The sequence below is a fragment of the Pseudomonas sp. IT-P218 genome (assembly GCF_949767605.1).
Lineage (GTDB): Bacteria > Pseudomonadota > Gammaproteobacteria > Pseudomonadales > Pseudomonadaceae > Aquipseudomonas > Aquipseudomonas putida_AE.
Genome location: NZ_CATKQQ010000033.1, coordinates 157,014 through 174,308 on the forward strand (window position 1 = coordinate 157,014; position 17,295 = coordinate 174,308).

Sequence of the window (17,295 nt, forward strand, 5' to 3'; positions counted from 1 at the left end):
TGCGACGGCGGTAGCTCCCCTGACTGGCCTCTGCCAAAATCTATCCATTGGCCGGAGGGGGATTACACAGCATGATGGGACAGTTATCGAGTGGGCAGGAGCGACTGTTTATTCGTTCAACCTCGAAGATCACATCCCAGCCAGTCACCTTCTGCGCAGCATTGATCGGTGTCTCGATCTGAGCGACCTGCGCCATTACCTCGCCGATCTTTATAGCCCCAATCGGGCGTCCGTCGATTGATCCTGAACTGATGATTCGCATGCTGATCGTGGGCTATTACTACGGCACTCGCTCAGAACGGCGGTTGTGCGAGGAGGCCCATTTGAACGTGGCTTATCGCTGGCTCTGCCGCTTGAGTCTTGAAAATGAAGCTCCTAATCTCAACGACTTTCCAAAAATCGACACGGCCGTTTTCGAGACAGTGATCTGTTTTCGCTGGCTGTTCAATGAAGTGCTGCGTCGTTGCATGGACGCAGGGTTGGTCTAGGCGAAGGCTTTGCCGTGGACGCCAGCATCATCAAAGCGGATGCCAGCCGGCAGCGCGGCGTGCCGGGTGATGAACAGGTCAACTGAAGCGATCCGACCCTGAGCCCCCCCCCCCGCCGTGCGTGAGTACTTTGAAGCCTCGATGAAGAGGCTTTGACCGAAACGCTAACCAAGCCCCTGTCGCTGACGGATTCTCAGGCCCGCTGGACCGCTGCTCCTTATGACTTCCAAACCCGCCACGGGTAGAGCCGATTAGATTCAGGTGCACGTGAACCACCGTTACGATCTTCATTCCGAATACCTTATTGAAGCCCAGGATGCGCCTCCTTCCGAAGGATTACGCCCTCCAACCGACCTTTGGAACGATCGGCAGTCTACTATCTAATCACCTCGGCTACTCGTGAGCAGAACTACGGAGTGAGGACCTTCTGCGAGTGGATCCAGCGTGCAATCAAAGAAACACACTCGAAGTAGCGGGAATGAAAATCTGCTTAGACAGCGACACGAAATTTATTATTTTCGCGGAATCAAAAAGGCCTGAAGATAAATATTCAGGCCCAGGATTACAATTTCCGAGACAAATTGAAGACGACGGCACTCCAAGATCTTTTCATAATATTTGATCCATATCTGCTATTCGCATTGCCGACAGAGGGCGTACGTCTTCGATGCTCGAAACGGGTTTAGCTGAGCGGACCCTGAACTGAACGGCTCTCAAGCCTGCGTGTCGGGTCAGGTGCAAGTTGCTGTATGAGTTTCACTCTCATGGTAAGGGCGGATCTTGAACCAGATGGAGTACATCGCAGGCAGGAATACCAGCGTCATAATGGTTCCGACAAACGTACCTCCGATGAGTGTGTAGGCCAGCGTTCCCCAGAAGACGGAATGGGTCAGGGGGATGAAAGCCAGGATTGCTGCCATCGCTGTCAACAATACCGGGCGGGCTCGTTGTACCGTCGCTTCGACTACCGCATGAAAAGGATCCAGTCCTTCTTGTGTGTTGTGATGGATTTGCCCAATCAGAATCAGCGTATTGCGCATCAGAATGCCGGAAAGAGCGATCAGACCGACCAGTGCGTTGATACCAAAGGGTTGCTGGAAGATCAACAATGTCGGCACCACGCCTATCAACCCCAGCGGTGAGGTGAGGAACACCATGATCATCGCCGAGATCGAACGGACCTGCAGTATGATGACCAGTAGCGTCACGGCAATCATGATTGGGAATAGCGGCAACATCGCTTTACCGGCTTTGCCCGACTCCTCGATTGCACCTGCTTGCTCAATCCGATACCCATCCGGCAACTGGTCAATTATCGGCTGCAGCTCTTTCACAATCGCGCTCGAAACATCCGGCGGCTGGAGATCCTCAGCGATGTCGCCACGTACAGTAATGGTCGGTGTGCGGTCACGACGGCGAAGGATCGGATCCTCCATACGTACATCCACCGCCCCTACCTGGGACAGTGGAATCCGCTGTCCCGCCGTGCCTACCAACGTAAAGCCTTCTATCTTGGCGGGATCAAGGCGGATATCGCCTGCTGCGCGCCCGACCACCTGCACCGAACGAATGTCCTCACGCACCGCAGTGATCGGAACACCCGCCAACAGGAACTGCAGTTGTTGCGCGACGGCGCTTGACGTCAGCCCAACTGCCTGCAGACGGTCCTGGTCCAGCGTGAAATGCAACGTCGGCGTCAGCGGGCCCCAGTCGGTGTTGACGGTTCTCATCATCGGACTTGCCTGCAACGTGTCCTGTACTTGGCCGGCGATTTCGCGAAGTTTTACGGGGTCGGGCCCCATCACCCGGTAGGCAACAGGGAATGGCGAGTACGGACCAAACACTAGCTGCGTCACCCTGACCCGCGCTTCCGGAGCCAAGCCCTCGGCAGCCGCCTCGCGAATACGAAACTTGAGAGCCTCACGGGCCTCCTGGCTGTCCGTCAGCACCACAATTTTTGCGAATGAAGGATCAGGCAGTTCCGGCGCCATCGCCAGATAGAAGCGCGGCGCCCCTTGCCCGATATAAGCCGTGACGATTTTTGCCTCATCCTGCTTTTGCAGCCAAGCCTCGACCTTGGCGGTGGTGGCGCTGGTCTGCTCGATGGAGGTGCCGTACGGCATTTGCACTTCAATCAATACTTCAGGACGGTCTGAGGTTGGGAAGAACTGCTTCTTGACCAGGCTCATGCCAAGGATCGACACGACAAACAAGGCGACAACGGTACCGGCCACCAGCCATTTGCGTGCAATGACCTGTGTCAACAGCCGTCGGAAGCGGTTGTAATGACGGGTGTTATAAATGGCCGCGTGGCCACCTTCGACCTTCTTGATGTCTGGCAACATCTTCACGCCCAGGTACGGGGTGAAGGCTACAGCAACCACCCAGGAGGCTATGAGGGCAATGCCTACGATCCAGAACATGTTGCTGGTGTATTCGCCGGCTGTCGACTGCGCGAAGCCGTTGGGCATAAAACCGATAGCGGTTACCAGCGTACCGGAGAGCATCGGCGCGGCGGTATGACTCCAGGCATATGCGGACGCTTTGATGCGGTCGTAACCCTCTTCCATTTTCACCACCATCATTTCGATAGCGATGATGGCGTCGTCGACCAACAGGCCGAGTGCAAGAATCAACGAGCCGAGGGTAATACGGTCAAAGTTTTTTCCAGTGGCCGCCATCACCACAAACACCACGGCCAACGTCAACGGCACAGCCGCAGCAACCACAACGCCGACACGCCAGCCCATGCTCAGGAAGCACACAAGCATTACCACGAGCAGCGCGACGAAGAACTTGACCATGAACTCGCCGACGGCCGAGTCGATATTCACCGATTGATCGGTGACTTTGGAGAGCGCCATGCCCAGCGGCATGCCTTCATTGATCTTGACAGTCTCTGCGTCGAGCGCCTTGCCGAGGTCAAGACCGTTCCAGCCCTCACGCATCACGACCCCCAATAACAGCGCGTCCTCACCATTGTTACGTACGAAGAAAGTTGCCGGATCTTCATACCCTCGTTCGACCGTCGCCAAGTCAGCGAGCTTTAGCGTGCGCCCCTGAAACGCGATGGGTGTATCACGAATCTTCTGCACCTTATCGAAGGCGCCATCCAGGCGGAGGAACACCTCAGGCCCGCTGGTATCGATGGAACCGGTGGGCGTGAGCACGTTTTGATTATTCAGCGCGGCGAAGATGTCCTGAGGGGAGATGCCCAAGGTGGCCAACCGATCATGGGAAAAAGAAACAAAGATACGTTCCGGCTGCTCCCCAATAATGTTGACCTTCTTCACGCCCGGCACATGCAACAGGCGCTGACGCAACGATTCAGCGTCACGAACCAACAATCGTTGCGGCTCTCCTTTGGCTTTCAAGGCGAACAGCGCAAATGTCACGTCCGAGAACTCGTCGTTAACCATTGGCCCGATAACACCGGCCGGCAATTTCCGTGCTTCATCGTCGAGCTTTTTACGCGCTTGATAGAACTCCTCCTGCACTTGCGAGGGCGGCGTGCTATCGAGCAGTGACACCATCGTGAAGGCGAGGCCCGGCCGGGTATAGGTTTCCGTGCGGTCGTACCACTTCAGTTCCTGCAGGCGTTTTTCAAGTGGCTCTGCGACCTGATCCTGCATCTCCTGCGCCGTGGCTCCGGGCCAGGCGGTAATAACCGTCAACTGCTTGACCGTAAACGGAGGGTCTTCCGCGCGCCCCAGCTGGAAGAACGACATGATGCCCGCGACGGCAATCAGGAAGATCAGAAATACCGTGATTGAGCGCTCACGAACGGCGATCGCGGAAAGATTGAAGCGAGCCTCGCTCATGGACGACCTCCGGCGACTTTGGCGGGATCCTGTTGAGGCAATCTCACCTCCTCCCCCTCGCGCAGCAGATGTGCGCCCAGCGCTACGATCTGCTCGCCAATCTTGAGATCACCCGTGACGTGCGCAGAGTCGTCGCTCAAACCCAAGACTTGAACAGGTCGCCAGGATACCTTCGCAGGTGTACCGGCGATGACCCACGCACCGGTGCCTTTTCCCGCGTCATAAATGGCCGCTATCGGCACTTGCAGCCCCTGCTCTTGCGGGGCAGCTTCAGCGATCCGAAGCGTAACAGTCGAACCTATCGGTGCATTGGCCAGCGCGCCCTCAAGCACATACCGCGCTTCAAAGGTGCGAGTCATCCGGTCTGCCGAGTCTGACAACAGCCTCAACTTCGCTGTGACAGCGCCCGTGGAATTGCCATACAGCGTCGCCTGCGCGGTGGATCCTGCTGCGGGGCGCAACGTCTCGGGCAAGTGCACGATGGCCTCGCGCTGCCCAGCCCGTGCCAGTCGAACCACAGGCTGTCCCGGGCTGACAACTTGTCCGGGCTCGGCGAGCGTCTCCACCACAACGCCGTCGGAATCGGCAAACAACACCGCATAACCAGAAGCATTGCGTGCTACGTCAGCCTGCGCTTCTGCGGCGCTGAGCTGCGCCTTTGCAGTATCCGCTGCAGCTTTGAACTGATCGTAAGCCGATGCAGAAATAGCTCCTGCGGCCACTAGGTCGCGATAGCGAGCCTCGTCGTCTGCTGTCTGCTTGGCTCGGGCTCGAGCGGCGATGACCGACTCTTGCTGCGCACGTGCCTGCAACCCCAAATCGATAGAGTCGAGCCGCATCAGCGGCTGACCACGTTTGACGGTCTGACCGGTGTCAACCAGACGCTCAAGCAACTTGCCGGAGACCCGAAAACCCAGATCGGCCTGGACGCGGGCAGCCACTACACCCGTGAAAGTACGGGAGACGTCGGACGAAGCACGAACCACTGCGGACCTCACTAGAGGAGCCTGCATGCGTGGGTCTCCGACGGAGGTTGAATCGCCACACGCCGTCAGGACAAGGGGCAACAGGCAAGCGGCAAACGGGAAAGGTCGAAGCCGGCGCATAGGTTCCCTTACTTAAAATAGGACGAGCGTCATATTCTCAGCATAGTGACTAATCGTGTCAATGGTCACGATCTGTGAAAGATTAGTTTCGCATTCTCGGAGCAACAATCTTCCTTTTAGCCCCAATAAATCAGTTAGTACTCAGTAGCGCCAATTGACAGCATGTGACCAAACAGTAATATGGTCACACCATTCTCTATTCAAGGAATCTCGATGCCTACCCACTGCCCAATTGCTCTTTTGGTCAGCGCCGGCCTATTGGCTGGTTGCGCGGTCGGCCCGGACTACCATCGCCCAGACGCCCCCCTTTCGGCCCGCTACGTGGGTCAGGCTACAGTCGAACAGCCGCCTGGCGAGGCGCCAACCAGCCTCGTCGCTTGGTGGGAAGGTTTTTGTGACCCATTAATGGCCGAGTTTATTTCCAAGGCACTTGAGCAGAATCTGGACCTGGCGCAGGCGTCGGCGCGACTCTCGCAAACGCGGGCCGGGCTAGGTGCTGCAAATGCCGCTTTACTCCCCTCGGGGAATGTGAGCGGACAGGCAGCACGCTCCTACCAATCAATCGAAACGCCGTTCGGCCAGGTGTTGAACTCAACGCCTGGCTATGATCGATACGGAAATTCCTACGAGGCCAACCTCGATGCCAGCTGGGAGGCAGATATCTTTGGCGGATTGCGCCGCGGACGCGAGGCGGCTCTGGCCGAGTACCAGGCGTCCCGGGCGGGTGTCGCGGCCACACGATTGGCAATCGCCGCGCAGACCGCCGATATCTACATCACGGTCCGCGGATTGCAGGCCCGCCTGGACATTGCAAATCGGCAAGTCAAAACGCAGCAGGCGTTACTGGAGAAAGTCCAATTGCTCTACAGCAAGGGACTCGCGGCGAACTATCAGGTTCGTCAGACCGAGGGCGAGCTATCACAGGTTCAAGCGATAGTGCCGGTGCTGCAGTCTGGTCTGGATGCAGCCATGAATGCATTGGATGTCATGCTCGGAACGCCGCCCGGAACTCACCGCACGCAACTCGCGAGTGCGGGGAGCATTCCTGTAGCGCCACAGTTGAAAGCGATGGGGACGCCGGCCGATTTGCTGCGCCGCAGGCCTGATCTCATTGTGGCTGAACGCCGTCTTGCGGCTACAAACGCACGCATTGGAGAGGCGGTTGCTGAGTATTACCCGAAATTTTCCCTGAGTGCATTGCTGGGCAGTGCCACGGCGGCATCTGCTGGCAACCTTTTTTCAGGCGGTGCCAGCCAATCGGCGGGCGTGCTGGGACTGCGCTGGAGACTCTTCGACTTCGGTCGCATAAACGCCCAAATCGACCAGGCCAAGGGACAGGAAGCCGAAACTCTGGCCGCGTACCGTCAGTCCGTGCTGCGCGCCACTGAGGATGTCGAGAACGCACTCTCCTCATTGGTAAATCGCGAAGCTCAAGCAACCACCCTCACCGGCGGAGAGGTATCTCTTGCTCAGGCTCGCCAATCGTCGTTCATTGCTTATGAGAAAGGCACGGCCAGCCTGATCGATGTCCTGCACGCTGACGAGACGATGCTGCAAGCCTCCGATGCTCGAGCGCAAGCGGGAACAGAGTCGGCACGAGCGGCGGTTGCGCTATTCAAGTCACTCGGTGGGGGGTGGCAACCATGGGACGTCACAGTGACGAGTCGATGACCTTTTAGGGAACGGCTCGAAATGTGTTTTTGAAACTCGGGAGGCAACGCGCGCTCCCGACCGGACTTCTATCGCGTAACAGCACTCAATCAGAAGCGGTAACTCACAGAAGTACCGAGCCCGCTCGCACTGTTCTTATATTTGGCACTGTAAGCACCTCGGGTCGGCGAGGTGTCGTTGACCTGTACGCTCTCCTCCCACAGGTAGGAATAGGCCACATCGATCGTGACATTGTCCGCAGGAGTCCAGCCAGCACCGAAGCTGATCACCTTGCGGTCGCCCGTAGGAATGCGCGGCCCACGATTGGTGTTATTGGTGGGTGACTGATCAACAGAAAAACCCGCGCGAAGTACCCATTGGTTATTCAATTGATACGCCGCACCGATAGCGTGAGCCCACGTATCGTGCCAATTCTGCTCTTCGGTAATAGTGCCCAACGTGCCGCTCAACGTAGGGGGTAAACCGGTGTTCTCGATGGTCAACGCTTTGAAGCGGCTCCAGCGAGTCCAGGTGCTGCCCAAGTAGAGCGTCCAGTCGTTATTGAGCTGATGGGTCACCGAGAAATCCACTGATTCGGGCGTATCCACTTCCAGCGAAGCGTCAAAGCTGCGGCCACTGACCCCCAACACGCTGAAGATGCCGTCAGTGACTTTAGTCTTGGCGTCCAATTGATAACTGACCTTGGAATGGTAGGTCATGCCCAACCGGGTTCGGTCTGTCGCCTGTACCAGGATACCGGCGTTGAAACCGAAGGCTGTGTCGTCACCCGTGCTTTTGAGATTTCCGTCATTGCGACCAGGGCTGAGTGGATTGGGCACCATACCCGACAGCTCACCGCTGATACGGTTGATGGTAGGACCGAACCCGATCGAAACTTTGTCGTTGAAGGCATAACTGATGGTGGGCTGGAACGTGAGGGTCGTAACCTCGCTTTTGTTGGCGTAATAACGCCCGGCGAAGCCGCTGCCATAATCAGTCATCAGACCGAACGGTACATAAAAACCAACACCGAATGCCCAATGCTCATCGATGGGTTTGACGTAGTAGCCCATAGGCACGGTAGTGATTGGCACCATGTCGCCGTCTTCTTGGCCGCCGAATTTACTGCGGGTGTGGCTGATGTCGGACTTGGCGAAAAGAGTCGCCGCCCCGACGCTCCCCTCCTCTCTTTTCAAGCGAGACATGCCCGCAGGGTTACCGAAGACCGTGCTCGCATCTTCAGCGGCAGAAGAGCGACCGGCAAACCCGGATCCCATGCCACTGATGCTTTGTTCATTGAGCGCGAAGCCGCTTGCAAAAGCGTTGGAAGATGCAATCACCACAGCAAGGCCGAGAGGGGTCTTGAGCACTGTTTTTTTCATTGTATGAACTCTATGGGTGTCACTGAAATGGAGCATTAGAAGCTATTGACGCTCATCTTCATACACGTGACCATTTCAGTCATTCGTCACTTACCAGACAAATAAATGTCCCTCAACGGACGGAAGAAGGACACGGGAAAAAATGTACTGATCTCTTGCTGACTCGGTATGCCGCAGATTTTCAGCCGAAGATCAAGGCATGAGGCTGCGCAAGATTAGGTTGGAGGTGAGCGTAGGTGCTTCCTCGACGAAATCGAGGTTGTACTGCAGCAGCAAGGGGTTTACGAAAGGTCTGAGCGTAAGATGTATCGACTCTACCGTCTCGTCCAGCGGAGTCTTGCGCTCGAATTCACCCACCTCTCGACCCTCTCGCACTATTAGCGAAACGAAGCTTTTGATTTGTGCGTCATAAGCCTGCGTACTCGACCAGCTTTCCGACGCCGCAAACGCTGCAATGTCATAGAGTTTTCGGTCGTTGAAGAACAGATTCACCCCAGTGGCGATCACCGTTTTAACCAGGCGCCGAAAACGCTCCGTCGGCGAAAGGCCCTCTACATTGATAGCCTGTTCAACTGCCGCGACGATTTCTGCCAGGCAATTTGCGCAGATGGCTTCACCAATTGCCTGCTTGGAATCAAAAAACTTGTAGATGTAAGCCTTTGAAAATCCGATGGCCTTGGCCAGGTCGGAAACCGTGGTTTTACCGTAGCCATATTGACTGAAGTGCTCGTTGGCCGCCGCGACAATCTGGTCGCGTATCTCGTGATCGATTGGGCCACGAGGGCCGGGCGCAGATACTGATGGCTGATTCATGAAAATAGATTACTCACCCTATCGAGGACTTACGAATTGTGACCGATAGCACATACAGTCACAAATCAATTATTCAGAAGCCATGCCAGGTGCTTCCTTACCTTTTTCATCGTGCTGGTGACGAAGCTCCGCCCATTCTATAAGCGCTGCCATGGCCGGGCCGAGTGCGTGACCCAGCGCTGTCTGCGCGTATTCCACTCGCGGAGGCACCTCGGGATATACGGTGCGCTGAATGATGTCGTCTTGCTGGAGCCGTTTCAACTGCTGAATGAGCATCTTCTGTGTGACATCAGGAATGAGCTTTTCCAATTCGGAGAACCGAGCGGGCGGCCCTCGGCAGCCATGAGCTCATTGATGATCACAATTTTCCACTTCCCCTCCAGAACGCGAAGCGTAGCGTTTATCGCCGCAGACCAGGCTTGCCGTCGTAAGGGATTCTCACACTCCCATTCGCGCTCCATCGATACATATCTTTTGGTGGGTTACAGACTAAAAAGTCGGTTCTTGCGGATATTGCAGCATTAAGAACAACGTATCCGGACTTTGAATCTTTGGAGGCATTATGAAAATCCCAGTCGTTGGCGTCGTATCCATTGGTGGACCCCTTGCCCGAAAGCTGGTCAGTGCCGGCCACGAGGTCAGTGAGGCTAACTCTCGGGGCAGAGAGTCGGTAAGCGCGTTTGCCGAGGAAGCAGCGGCGACTCCCTGTGACTTGAAGGATGCTTTCAATGGCGCCGATGCTGTGATTATTTCCATCCCCCAACCGGCCATGGCAGCTATTCCCAAAAAACGCTCGCTGCGTTGCCATAGTCGGTTCCAGTGGTCGACACGAGTAATTACTACCCGGATTTGAGAGACGTGCGCATCGCCGCTCTGGAAAATGGTCAGACGGAGAGCGTTTGGGGAAGCGAGCAGATCGGCCGACCGGTGATCAAGGCGTGCAACTTTTCGATGACGTTGGATTCGACCCGCTCGACAGTGGCAGCCTGGAGGCGTCATGGCGCCAACAGCCCTGTACGCCCGCGTACTGCTGCGATTACACCGCTGAAGAGATGCGCCCAGCGCTAATGCCGCGGTCAAGGGAGTCGCTGCTGCAGAAGCGAGAGGCGTTCAATACCCAACTCCCCGCCCTGATCGCCAAAAACCCCGCTCATTCTGAAGTGGTTAACTTTAATCGGAGCTTCAATGCGCATCACTGAAATCCGCAACGTTTTTCTTCAACCCTCCCACCATGACCCGCTATGAAAGTAGTAGCACACACTTTGAGGCCGCAATAGTAAGTAATGTCTTCATGCGGTGTGGTGGATAGAGAGATACCTTAGGCTTTCCTACCACTCATTTTGTTAACGTAAAACACTTCAAAACTCTGTGGCCAAACGCAGGGTCAGGCCACTCACACCTGTAGTGTTCTCGCCCCACACTGTCGTCAGAAACTTGGCCATCAAGTTGTATGGCTTTCCGTCAACAGCGAAGTCATAAGCCAGCAACGGGCCAACGCTGAATAACGCTGCCCGGCTGCCTCCATTTGAGACTTGTCTGCCATTGAGTGTGTCATCGGTGAGTTGCTTATAGGTGGTTCCCGTAACTCCATACTGCCAAGCACCACTTCGTTGCGTGCCCGCAAAGTCTAAACTGACGACATAACCAGAGTGATAGTCAGTATCTCGATTCTCTGTGTAATAGTTGAAGAATAGCCTGGCGCTGAGCTCAGTGGCTTCCCCCAGACCTTCGGGCAATAGACTAGGTACGGTATGAGTAATGCCCACATTCGGTGAAATTGTGTAGAAATTTGAACCAACGTTTGGCATCCGGTCTTTCTTGAAACTGCCAGTAGGAATATTTAAGCCAAGGCCGACCCAATACGCTGTCCCAAAGGGTATCGGGCTATCGGGCGAAAACTGTTTTGAAGGATTAAACTTGCTCCAGGCGAAGACGTCGGAGTAAATATCCTGCATGCCTGAGGCGCAAGACACCGTTGACATACCAAAACAAGTGCGCAACGCCCCTAGATAAATAGTCGAACCTATTGTCCCAGACAGAAAGGGTTGATCATAAACATGTAGTAAACCCGTGCCCGCAAAATAAACATGGCCATCGGCAGACATCGAGTCTCCGTTAGAGGTGTACCAATTGTCTATGTTCATTCCACCCGCGACGGCGGCAACATAATTTCCCGGCGGCGGAAGGAATGCAGATCGGATATCGGTGCCACCAATGGGACCTGCGGGAGAAATGGATTCCGCGGCCTTGACATTGAAGGGAAGCGTTAACACCGCTGTTGTGAAGATAATATTAAAAGCGCGCACGACACATTTCATACATTACTCCAGGCTATTATTTTTATAGGTACACGTACTCTTAAAACAGCGCAGATCACCGGACTTCTTTTTTGAAATCCGGGCCTGCGAGTGCAATCATTTGCCAGTTACACCTCTGCGACTAAGGCTTCCATTGGACTTGGATGGAACGGCGAATTGGCAGCAAAGCGAGAGGCAAGAAGTCCAGAGCCTGGTCAGGCGTTACATGAAGCGACTTCAGCCGTTCGAAGGCGACGCGCAAGCCAATAGTCCCCTGGAGACGTCCAAGGGGTGCGCCCAGGCAGGTATGGCGTCCCTTGGTAAAGGCATAGTGGCTCTGCTCATCCAGCACTTCGCGGTGAATATCAAAAGACATTGGATCAGCTACACCGGCGGGATCGGTATTGGCGCTGACCAACGCGAGCCAAACGAAGTCCCCTTCGTTGATTTTTACCCCTGCCACTTCGGTGTCCCTGGTCGCGACGCGAGAAGTGAACGGAGCTGAGGGCCTGCGCCGAACCGTTTCCTCGAATACTTTCGGCCACAGGCCAGGATTTGCAAGTGCGTCCGCCAGCTGGTCAGGATGTTGAGACAAAAACACTATACCGTTGGCCATTGCCTGGGCAGTCGTGTCGGTGCCCGCCGCTGCAAACTCCGTCAGATGCATCGAAATTCGCTCTTTGGATAGCGAGTAAGAACCATCAGGCTCCCGTGCGCTGGCCATGATGGAAATGATGTCGCTGTCCTGGCTGTCCCGGCGTTCATCAACTAGCTTGCGCAGATGGAGCTGTGCTGCTGCGTACCGTTTCCAGACAGTCGAGAGTTCGGGTTCAGGTATAGGTTCGCGACCACTGGCGAGAACGCGGAAATGATCATCCCGTAATTGACGGATGAAACCGTCGTCTTCAGGTGGTAGTGCCAGAAGGGCCATGAGTGTTTGGGTAGTCAACTCAAGGCAATAACTCTCCATGAACTCTGAAGAGCCCGCAGGTGCCAGCTTGTCGAGTATTTTGTTGGCTCGAGCTTCGATTTCAGGTGCGAGTTTGGCGATATTAGGTTTTAGAAAGCCTTTCTGAGCGACCCTTCGGGCACCCGTGTGCTTCGGCGGATCCATTCCGATCATGATCTCGCTCATAAGCTCCGGGCTCACGACAGAGGCGTAGTCGGAAGGGATATCAATGAACGCACCGTTGGACTTGCATGACCACAACTCCCAGTCCATCAGAGCGGCGTCCACATCCGCTCGGCGGGTAATGATCCACGCACCGATGGGCTCATACCAGAATACGGGGGCATTTTCCCTGGCCCCCTGAAACACGGCGGCAGGGTCATTCAGATAAAAATTGCTGAACAGGTCAAACTCGGCCGGAGCGGAGTGATTAAAAGGGCAACGACTCATAATGCTGTTCCTGCCTTGAGGAAAACTGGAATGACGTATTAGATGGCTGCAGCAATTGCCAGAGTTGAGAGCCTTTGGAATCTCAGAAGATTTTCACTTTCTTCCATAATTCCCGCGGTCAGGCACACGAAAGTGACGTCCCAAACAGGATCTACCCAGAAAAGCGTGGAACCGGCTCCGTAGTTTCCGAATGTGCGTGGGCTGGTCGTAGGTCCAAAATACGATGGGTAGAGCCCGGACCCTGAAAGCGCAAAACCCAGGCCGAAGTTTGCAGGAGGAACTTCCCAACCGCGTGCTTCTGCGAGCGCTTTGTAAAGGTCGCTAGGCTGGTCGCCGGTCTGGTTGGTCGTTGCGACATCCATCATCGCCGAACTGATGGGAGTGCCCTCAGTTCCTTTCCCTGCCTGACGCAGCATTTCAGCAAACTTGAATACGTCTCTAGCCGTTGATACCGCTCCGACCCAAGGCATCTCGGCCTGGCTGTTGATGATGTCGTTCATCACCTCGATATCTGCCACTGACAGCCATCCACCGTCAGGGAATTTTGCTCTAATCGGAACGTAACGATCGGTCCATGCATCCGGCGCGCCCAGGGCGCTACTGGACATCCCGAGAGAGTCGAACAGATTTTCTTGCAGCAAGTCCTTGAACCGCCCAGCTCCACTGGCGCGGCGTACCATTTCGGCCATTAGCACATGATTCAGCGTTGGCGAGTAATTAAGCGTAACTCCCGGTTCGCCGGTTACATCCAGCTGACAAATCGCATCCACTACGGCATTCATATCGCCCAATTGATCGTAGGGAAGCGGGCAAGGCGTAGGAACCAGTCCAGCACGATGAGTCAGCAGATGCCCTAAATTGATTTTGTCTTTGCGCCCGCTCCGGAAGCGGTCCCGACCATAGAACTCGGGGATCAAATCGACGACCTTGGTGGTCAGGGACAAAATACCCCTATCGATGGCCTGAAGTACCATGACGTTGGTGAACGCCTTGGTGAGGGAAAACACCCGATAGATATCGTCCGAGGTCGCCCGTCGTTTGTTTTCTTTATCAGCCCAACCGATTGAGGCTTCATATCCAATCTGACCGTGACGTGCCACGATAATATTGGCGCCGTCATACAGACCCGCGTCGACATCTTTCTTGATTGCATCGTCCAGACGTTGCAAAGCAGCAGGGTCAAAAAATTTATTATTATTTGGCATGTGATTGTTCCTACCCAAGAGTTTGATTACATGTAGATCCCGCCGGAAGGACAGAGGGTTTGCCCGGTGTAGTACGCCCCGTCCTCGCTCGCCAGAAACAGCAGCGTCTGAGCGATTTCAGATGGCTGTGCTGCTCGAGGGATAGGTTGCATCGCGATGATTTTTTCCATGATTTCTGGAGGCTGAGAGCTCAACAGCGGCGTATCGACGGCTCCTGGGGCTACGGCATTGACGCGAATATTGTAAGGAGCCAGCTCGCCTGCAGCTGATCGGGTCATGCCGAGCACAGCAGCCTTTGATGCGGGGTAATACAGAGGCATAGGGACGCCGACCAGCGCTGCCACACTCGAGATATTTACAACCGCCCCACCACCGGCCTTTTTCATAAGAGGTGCAGCGGCCCTTAGGCAATAAAAAGTACCGGCAAGGTTGACAGCCAAGACTTGAGCAAACTCTTCATCAGTCGTATCTTCGAGAAAAGCAGGGAGAAATCGCTCACCTCTTGCCGCCGCTTCAAAAGCACTGATATTTGCCTTTACCAACTTATCATTGGCTTCTTTCGTTGGCGCATTGATACCAGCAGCATTGATTAAAATATCAAGCTTGCCATATTTTTCATTGATATCAGCAAACACTGTATTAACCAGCTGACTGTTACTAACATCCAACTCCACACACTCGATACGTGGACCATTAAATTTGGCCGATAATTTTGCCATGGACAGATCTGCCGCGATGACTGTAGCGCCCTCCTCCACAAACAGATCAACCGTTGCTGCACCAATCCCAGAGGCGGCACCGGTGATAAAAGCGACTTTTCCTTCAAGTTTCATATTTAGCCCTATTGTTGTTTTAATAGCGCAAGCGCGCAATAGCATAATTCGTCCAGTCGGTCATAGGACAGAAGACGATTTACATAATTGAAATTGTGAAAAACCTGGAATACTACTGAATGCAGCACATCTGTTCAGTGCATCGATCAGATATCTAGCACCAATTTTTTTCCATGAGCTCGAGAACAGCACGTTAAAATCTGATCATTGGCGCTTCTTTCGCTTGGCGAAAGATAAAGATCGCGGTGATCTGGTGTTCCTTCCAAAACCCGCACGAGACATGTTCCGCAAACACCCTGCTCACAGGAGTATGGTATTTCGATATCGTTTTCCATCAGCACCTGCAAGATGCTGCGCTCAGCAGGCACGCTTAAAATCTGTTGAGTACTTGCAATCGTAATTTCAAAGGACTGATTCGCGTCAGTATCGCCTACCTCATTTGCAAAATATTCGCGGTGCAACTGGTCCTCTGCCCATCCTGCATTTCGTGCGGAATCCAGGACGAAATTCATAAAGCCGTTTGGCCCGCAAACGAAAAGATGTTCATCGGAGTTCCGGTTGGCAAGCATCAAGGCAAGATCAGGCTTATTATCGGGCTCGGAGTCAAAATACAGGTTGACGCGATCGGCTAAAGAACCACTTTTAAGTTTCTCAGCGAAGGCGGCATGCTCCCAAGAGCGGCTGTAATAGTGCAATTCGAACTCGGCGCCTATATGTGACAACCTTTCAGCCATGCTGAGTATCGGAGTAATGCCTATGCCACCCGCGAACAACAGTGTCTTCTTCGCTTCATGACTTAGAGGAAACAGATTACGGGGTTCACTTATATTCAGCTCTTGACCAATTTGCAGTTGGTGCATCGCTGACGAACCACCGCGCCCCTCTGGGGCTAACAAGACGGCAATCTTATAGCTGTGTTCAGCGTGAGAACCATTGTACAAAGAATATTGCCGAATCAATCCACCAGGCAAATGGATATCTATATGGGAGCCTGCGCTGAAGGGTGGGAGCGCCTCTCCAGTTACCGACACCAGTTCAAAACTAAGAATATTATGGGCTTCGCACTTGCGGTCGGCAATCCTGACACTTATCACGGCCAGATCTCCTGCAATTTGACAAATTGATACCCGCCTACAGGCAGTAAGCAAATATGAACACACTGTCGTTGATAGGGTTTTATTAGACGTTGACGAGCTCTTCGGCAAGAAGGCGATCGATTACTCGTCGCGATTGAACTCCGCCGGCGTCAATATTGAGTTTTAGAAGTGCCCGCTCCGGATACAGAAGGAGATTTTTCTGCTGCTGTTCGAGCATATCGAGATCCTCCGCAAAGATTTTTCCCTGCCCCTCGCGAATGGTATCTGTCAGTTCTTGATCGCTTGGCTTGAAATTACGGGCCATGCCCCAGAAATACCAGATGGAGGTCTCAGTTTCCGGAGTAATAAAATCCACCACGATGGAAGAGGCTTTGTATTCAGGAGCGGCGTTGACCCCTCCTTTACCTTCAAGAGCAACGCCCACCTCGATAAGAACGTGACTCGGCGGGGTAAATCGACAGATCTGCCAACGATCGACCAACGCGTCCTCATTCAGGTCGTTCCCCCGTAGCGCCATCTTCCAAAATGGCGGGGCGATGATGCTGTGCATGTGCCGCTCGGTCACCACCTCATTGCCATTTACGGACGTTTTGCAGGGGACTTCATCAATCTCTTTCTGTCCGATGCTGGAGGCGTGAACGTAGGTCTCATGGGTCAAGTCCATGAGGTTATCAATCATCAGTCTATAGTCGCAGGCGATGTGATAAAGACCACCACCGTAGGCCCAGTTTGGATTTTGCGCCCATTCCAGATGGTGGATTTCGTCAGCGTTCGCCAGTGACTGGTCACCTGGCCAAACCCAAATGAACCCGTATCGTTCAACTGCAGCGAACTTTTGAATGCAGGGAAAACCGCCAACCCGCTGCCCGGGCATGGACGCAGTGTGGCCGTCGCAACCCATGACGAGCCCGTGATAACCGCAGACCAGATTGCCGTTTTCAACGTACCCGAGCGACAGAGGGGCCCCGCGATGAGGGCAAAAATCTTCCAAAGCGCATACAAGGCTATCTGCACCCCGGAACAACACCATTTTCTTGCCGCATATTTGCCTGCCAAGCGGTTTCTCGGCCAACTCATCAGGGGTACAAGCCACGTACCACGCGTTCTTTTGAAACATGATCAATCCTCTGATTGGAGTTGTTTTGGGATTGAAACCATGTTCATCCAGCCAATCTGGCTTGTCAATAGCCTACTGACTAGACAC

The 17,295-nt window shown here is 54.4% G+C and carries 13 protein-coding genes and 1 pseudogene; 3 read left to right on the plus strand and 11 right to left on the minus strand.

All coding sequences use genetic code 11. The features are described 5' to 3' along the window. Nucleotides 1-71: 71 nt before the first annotated feature. Nucleotides 72-706 (plus strand): annotated as a pseudogene (locus tag ACM6I6_RS18375) (transposase); the annotation flags it as partial. Nucleotides 707-1,219: 513 nt separating this feature from the next. Here the strand turns inward: ACM6I6_RS18375 and ACM6I6_RS18380 are convergent. After that, the gene (locus ACM6I6_RS18380; protein ID WP_414920409.1) at nucleotides 1,220-4,309 is read right to left on the minus strand and encodes an efflux RND transporter permease subunit; all 3,090 of its coding nucleotides are present in this window, start codon (nucleotides 4,307-4,309) and stop codon (nucleotides 1,220-1,222) included. Next, nucleotides 4,306-5,415 (minus strand): efflux RND transporter periplasmic adaptor subunit, encoded by a 1,110-nt coding sequence (locus ACM6I6_RS18385; protein ID WP_414920410.1) that lies wholly within the window; start codon nucleotides 5,413-5,415, stop codon nucleotides 4,306-4,308. Before ACM6I6_RS18385 ends, ACM6I6_RS18380 begins: the two co-directional genes overlap by 4 nt. A gap of 213 nt (nucleotides 5,416-5,628) precedes the next feature. Here ACM6I6_RS18385 and ACM6I6_RS18390 point away from each other — a divergent pair, with 213 nt between their 5' ends. Next, nucleotides 5,629-7,086: an efflux transporter outer membrane subunit gene (locus ACM6I6_RS18390; protein WP_414920596.1), complete on the plus strand. Its 1,458-nt coding sequence runs from the start codon at nucleotides 5,629-5,631 to the stop codon at nucleotides 7,084-7,086. An 89-nt stretch (nucleotides 7,087-7,175) separates the two neighbouring features. On the opposite strand, the gene ACM6I6_RS18395 is transcribed toward ACM6I6_RS18390, so the two are convergent. The 3 genes from ACM6I6_RS18395 to ACM6I6_RS18405 all read right to left on the minus strand — a co-directional run bounded on the left by ACM6I6_RS18395 (nucleotide 7,176) and on the right by ACM6I6_RS18405 (nucleotide 9,569). Continuing rightward, nucleotides 7,176-8,447: an OmpP1/FadL family transporter gene (locus ACM6I6_RS18395; protein ID WP_414920411.1), complete on the minus strand. Its 1,272-nt coding sequence runs from the start codon at nucleotides 8,445-8,447 to the stop codon at nucleotides 7,176-7,178. Nucleotides 8,448-8,639: 192 nt separating this feature from the next. After that, entirely contained in the window at nucleotides 8,640-9,260 is a 621-nt protein-coding gene (locus ACM6I6_RS18400) for a TetR/AcrR family transcriptional regulator (protein ID WP_414920412.1), read from the minus strand. Between the two features lie 69 nt (nucleotides 9,261-9,329). After that, the gene (locus ACM6I6_RS18405; protein WP_414920413.1) at nucleotides 9,330-9,569 is read right to left on the minus strand and encodes a winged helix-turn-helix transcriptional regulator; all 240 of its coding nucleotides are present in this window, start codon (nucleotides 9,567-9,569) and stop codon (nucleotides 9,330-9,332) included. A gap of 253 nt (nucleotides 9,570-9,822) precedes the next feature. Between ACM6I6_RS18405 and ACM6I6_RS18410 the strand changes: the two genes are divergently transcribed. Beyond that, nucleotides 9,823-10,113: an NAD(P)-binding domain-containing protein gene (locus ACM6I6_RS18410; protein WP_414920414.1), complete on the plus strand. Its 291-nt coding sequence runs from the start codon at nucleotides 9,823-9,825 to the stop codon at nucleotides 10,111-10,113. A 505-nt stretch (nucleotides 10,114-10,618) separates the two neighbouring features. Here the strand turns inward: ACM6I6_RS18410 and ACM6I6_RS18415 are convergent. From ACM6I6_RS18415 to ACM6I6_RS18440, 6 genes are all read right to left on the minus strand, one after another. Continuing rightward, entirely contained in the window at nucleotides 10,619-11,578 is a 960-nt protein-coding gene (locus ACM6I6_RS18415) for a transporter (RefSeq protein ID WP_414920415.1), read from the minus strand. Nucleotides 11,579-11,699: 121 nt separating this feature from the next. Beyond that, nucleotides 11,700-12,956: a cytochrome P450 gene (locus ACM6I6_RS18420; RefSeq protein ID WP_414920416.1), complete on the minus strand. Its 1,257-nt coding sequence runs from the start codon at nucleotides 12,954-12,956 to the stop codon at nucleotides 11,700-11,702. Between the two features lie 38 nt (nucleotides 12,957-12,994). Further along, nucleotides 12,995-14,161 carry a serine hydrolase domain-containing protein gene (locus tag ACM6I6_RS18425; protein WP_414920417.1) on the minus strand — a complete coding sequence of 389 codons (1,167 nt, stop codon included), beginning with the start codon at nucleotides 14,159-14,161 and terminating at the stop codon, nucleotides 12,995-12,997. Nucleotides 14,162-14,187: 26 nt separating this feature from the next. Beyond that, on the minus strand, nucleotides 14,188-14,994 hold the full coding sequence (locus ACM6I6_RS18430; protein ID WP_414920418.1) for an SDR family NAD(P)-dependent oxidoreductase: 807 nt from the start codon (nucleotides 14,992-14,994) through the stop codon (nucleotides 14,188-14,190). Nucleotides 14,995-15,140: 146 nt separating this feature from the next. Beyond that, entirely contained in the window at nucleotides 15,141-16,088 is a 948-nt protein-coding gene (locus tag ACM6I6_RS18435) for a PDR/VanB family oxidoreductase (protein ID WP_414920419.1), read from the minus strand. 85 nt (nucleotides 16,089-16,173) lie between these two features. Beyond that, complete coding sequence (locus tag ACM6I6_RS18440) at nucleotides 16,174-17,208, minus strand: Rieske 2Fe-2S domain-containing protein (protein ID WP_414920420.1); 1,035 nt, start codon at nucleotides 17,206-17,208, stop codon at nucleotides 16,174-16,176. Nucleotides 17,209-17,295: the final 87 nt, after the last annotated feature.

What these genes read in the sequence shown, in the direction of transcription:
- ACM6I6_RS18380 (WP_414920409.1), bottom strand. Translation starts at nt 4,309, where the DNA reads ATGAGCGAGGCTCGCTTCAATCTTTCCGCGATCGCCGTTCGTGAGCGC.
- ACM6I6_RS18395 (WP_414920411.1), bottom strand. Translation starts at nt 8,447, where the DNA reads ATGAAAAAAACAGTGCTCAAGACCCCTCTCGGCCTTGCTGTGGTGATT.
- ACM6I6_RS18385 (WP_414920410.1), bottom strand. Translation starts at nt 5,415, where the DNA reads ATGCGCCGGCTTCGACCTTTCCCGTTTGCCGCTTGCCTGTTGCCCCTT.
- ACM6I6_RS18410 (WP_414920414.1), top strand. Translation starts at nt 9,823, where the DNA reads ATGAAAATCCCAGTCGTTGGCGTCGTATCCATTGGTGGACCCCTTGCC.
- ACM6I6_RS18400 (WP_414920412.1), bottom strand. Translation starts at nt 9,260, where the DNA reads ATGAATCAGCCATCAGTATCTGCGCCCGGCCCTCGTGGCCCAATCGAT.
- ACM6I6_RS18390 (WP_414920596.1), top strand. Translation starts at nt 5,629, where the DNA reads ATGCCTACCCACTGCCCAATTGCTCTTTTGGTCAGCGCCGGCCTATTG.
- ACM6I6_RS18430 (WP_414920418.1), bottom strand. Translation starts at nt 14,994, where the DNA reads ATGAAACTTGAAGGAAAAGTCGCTTTTATCACCGGTGCCGCCTCTGGG.
- ACM6I6_RS18425 (WP_414920417.1), bottom strand. Translation starts at nt 14,161, where the DNA reads ATGCCAAATAATAATAAATTTTTTGACCCTGCTGCTTTGCAACGTCTG.
- ACM6I6_RS18440 (WP_414920420.1), bottom strand. Translation starts at nt 17,208, where the DNA reads ATGTTTCAAAAGAACGCGTGGTACGTGGCTTGTACCCCTGATGAGTTG.
- ACM6I6_RS18420 (WP_414920416.1), bottom strand. Translation starts at nt 12,956, where the DNA reads ATGAGTCGTTGCCCTTTTAATCACTCCGCTCCGGCCGAGTTTGACCTG.
- ACM6I6_RS18415 (WP_414920415.1), bottom strand. Translation starts at nt 11,578, where the DNA reads ATGAAATGTGTCGTGCGCGCTTTTAATATTATCTTCACAACAGCGGTG.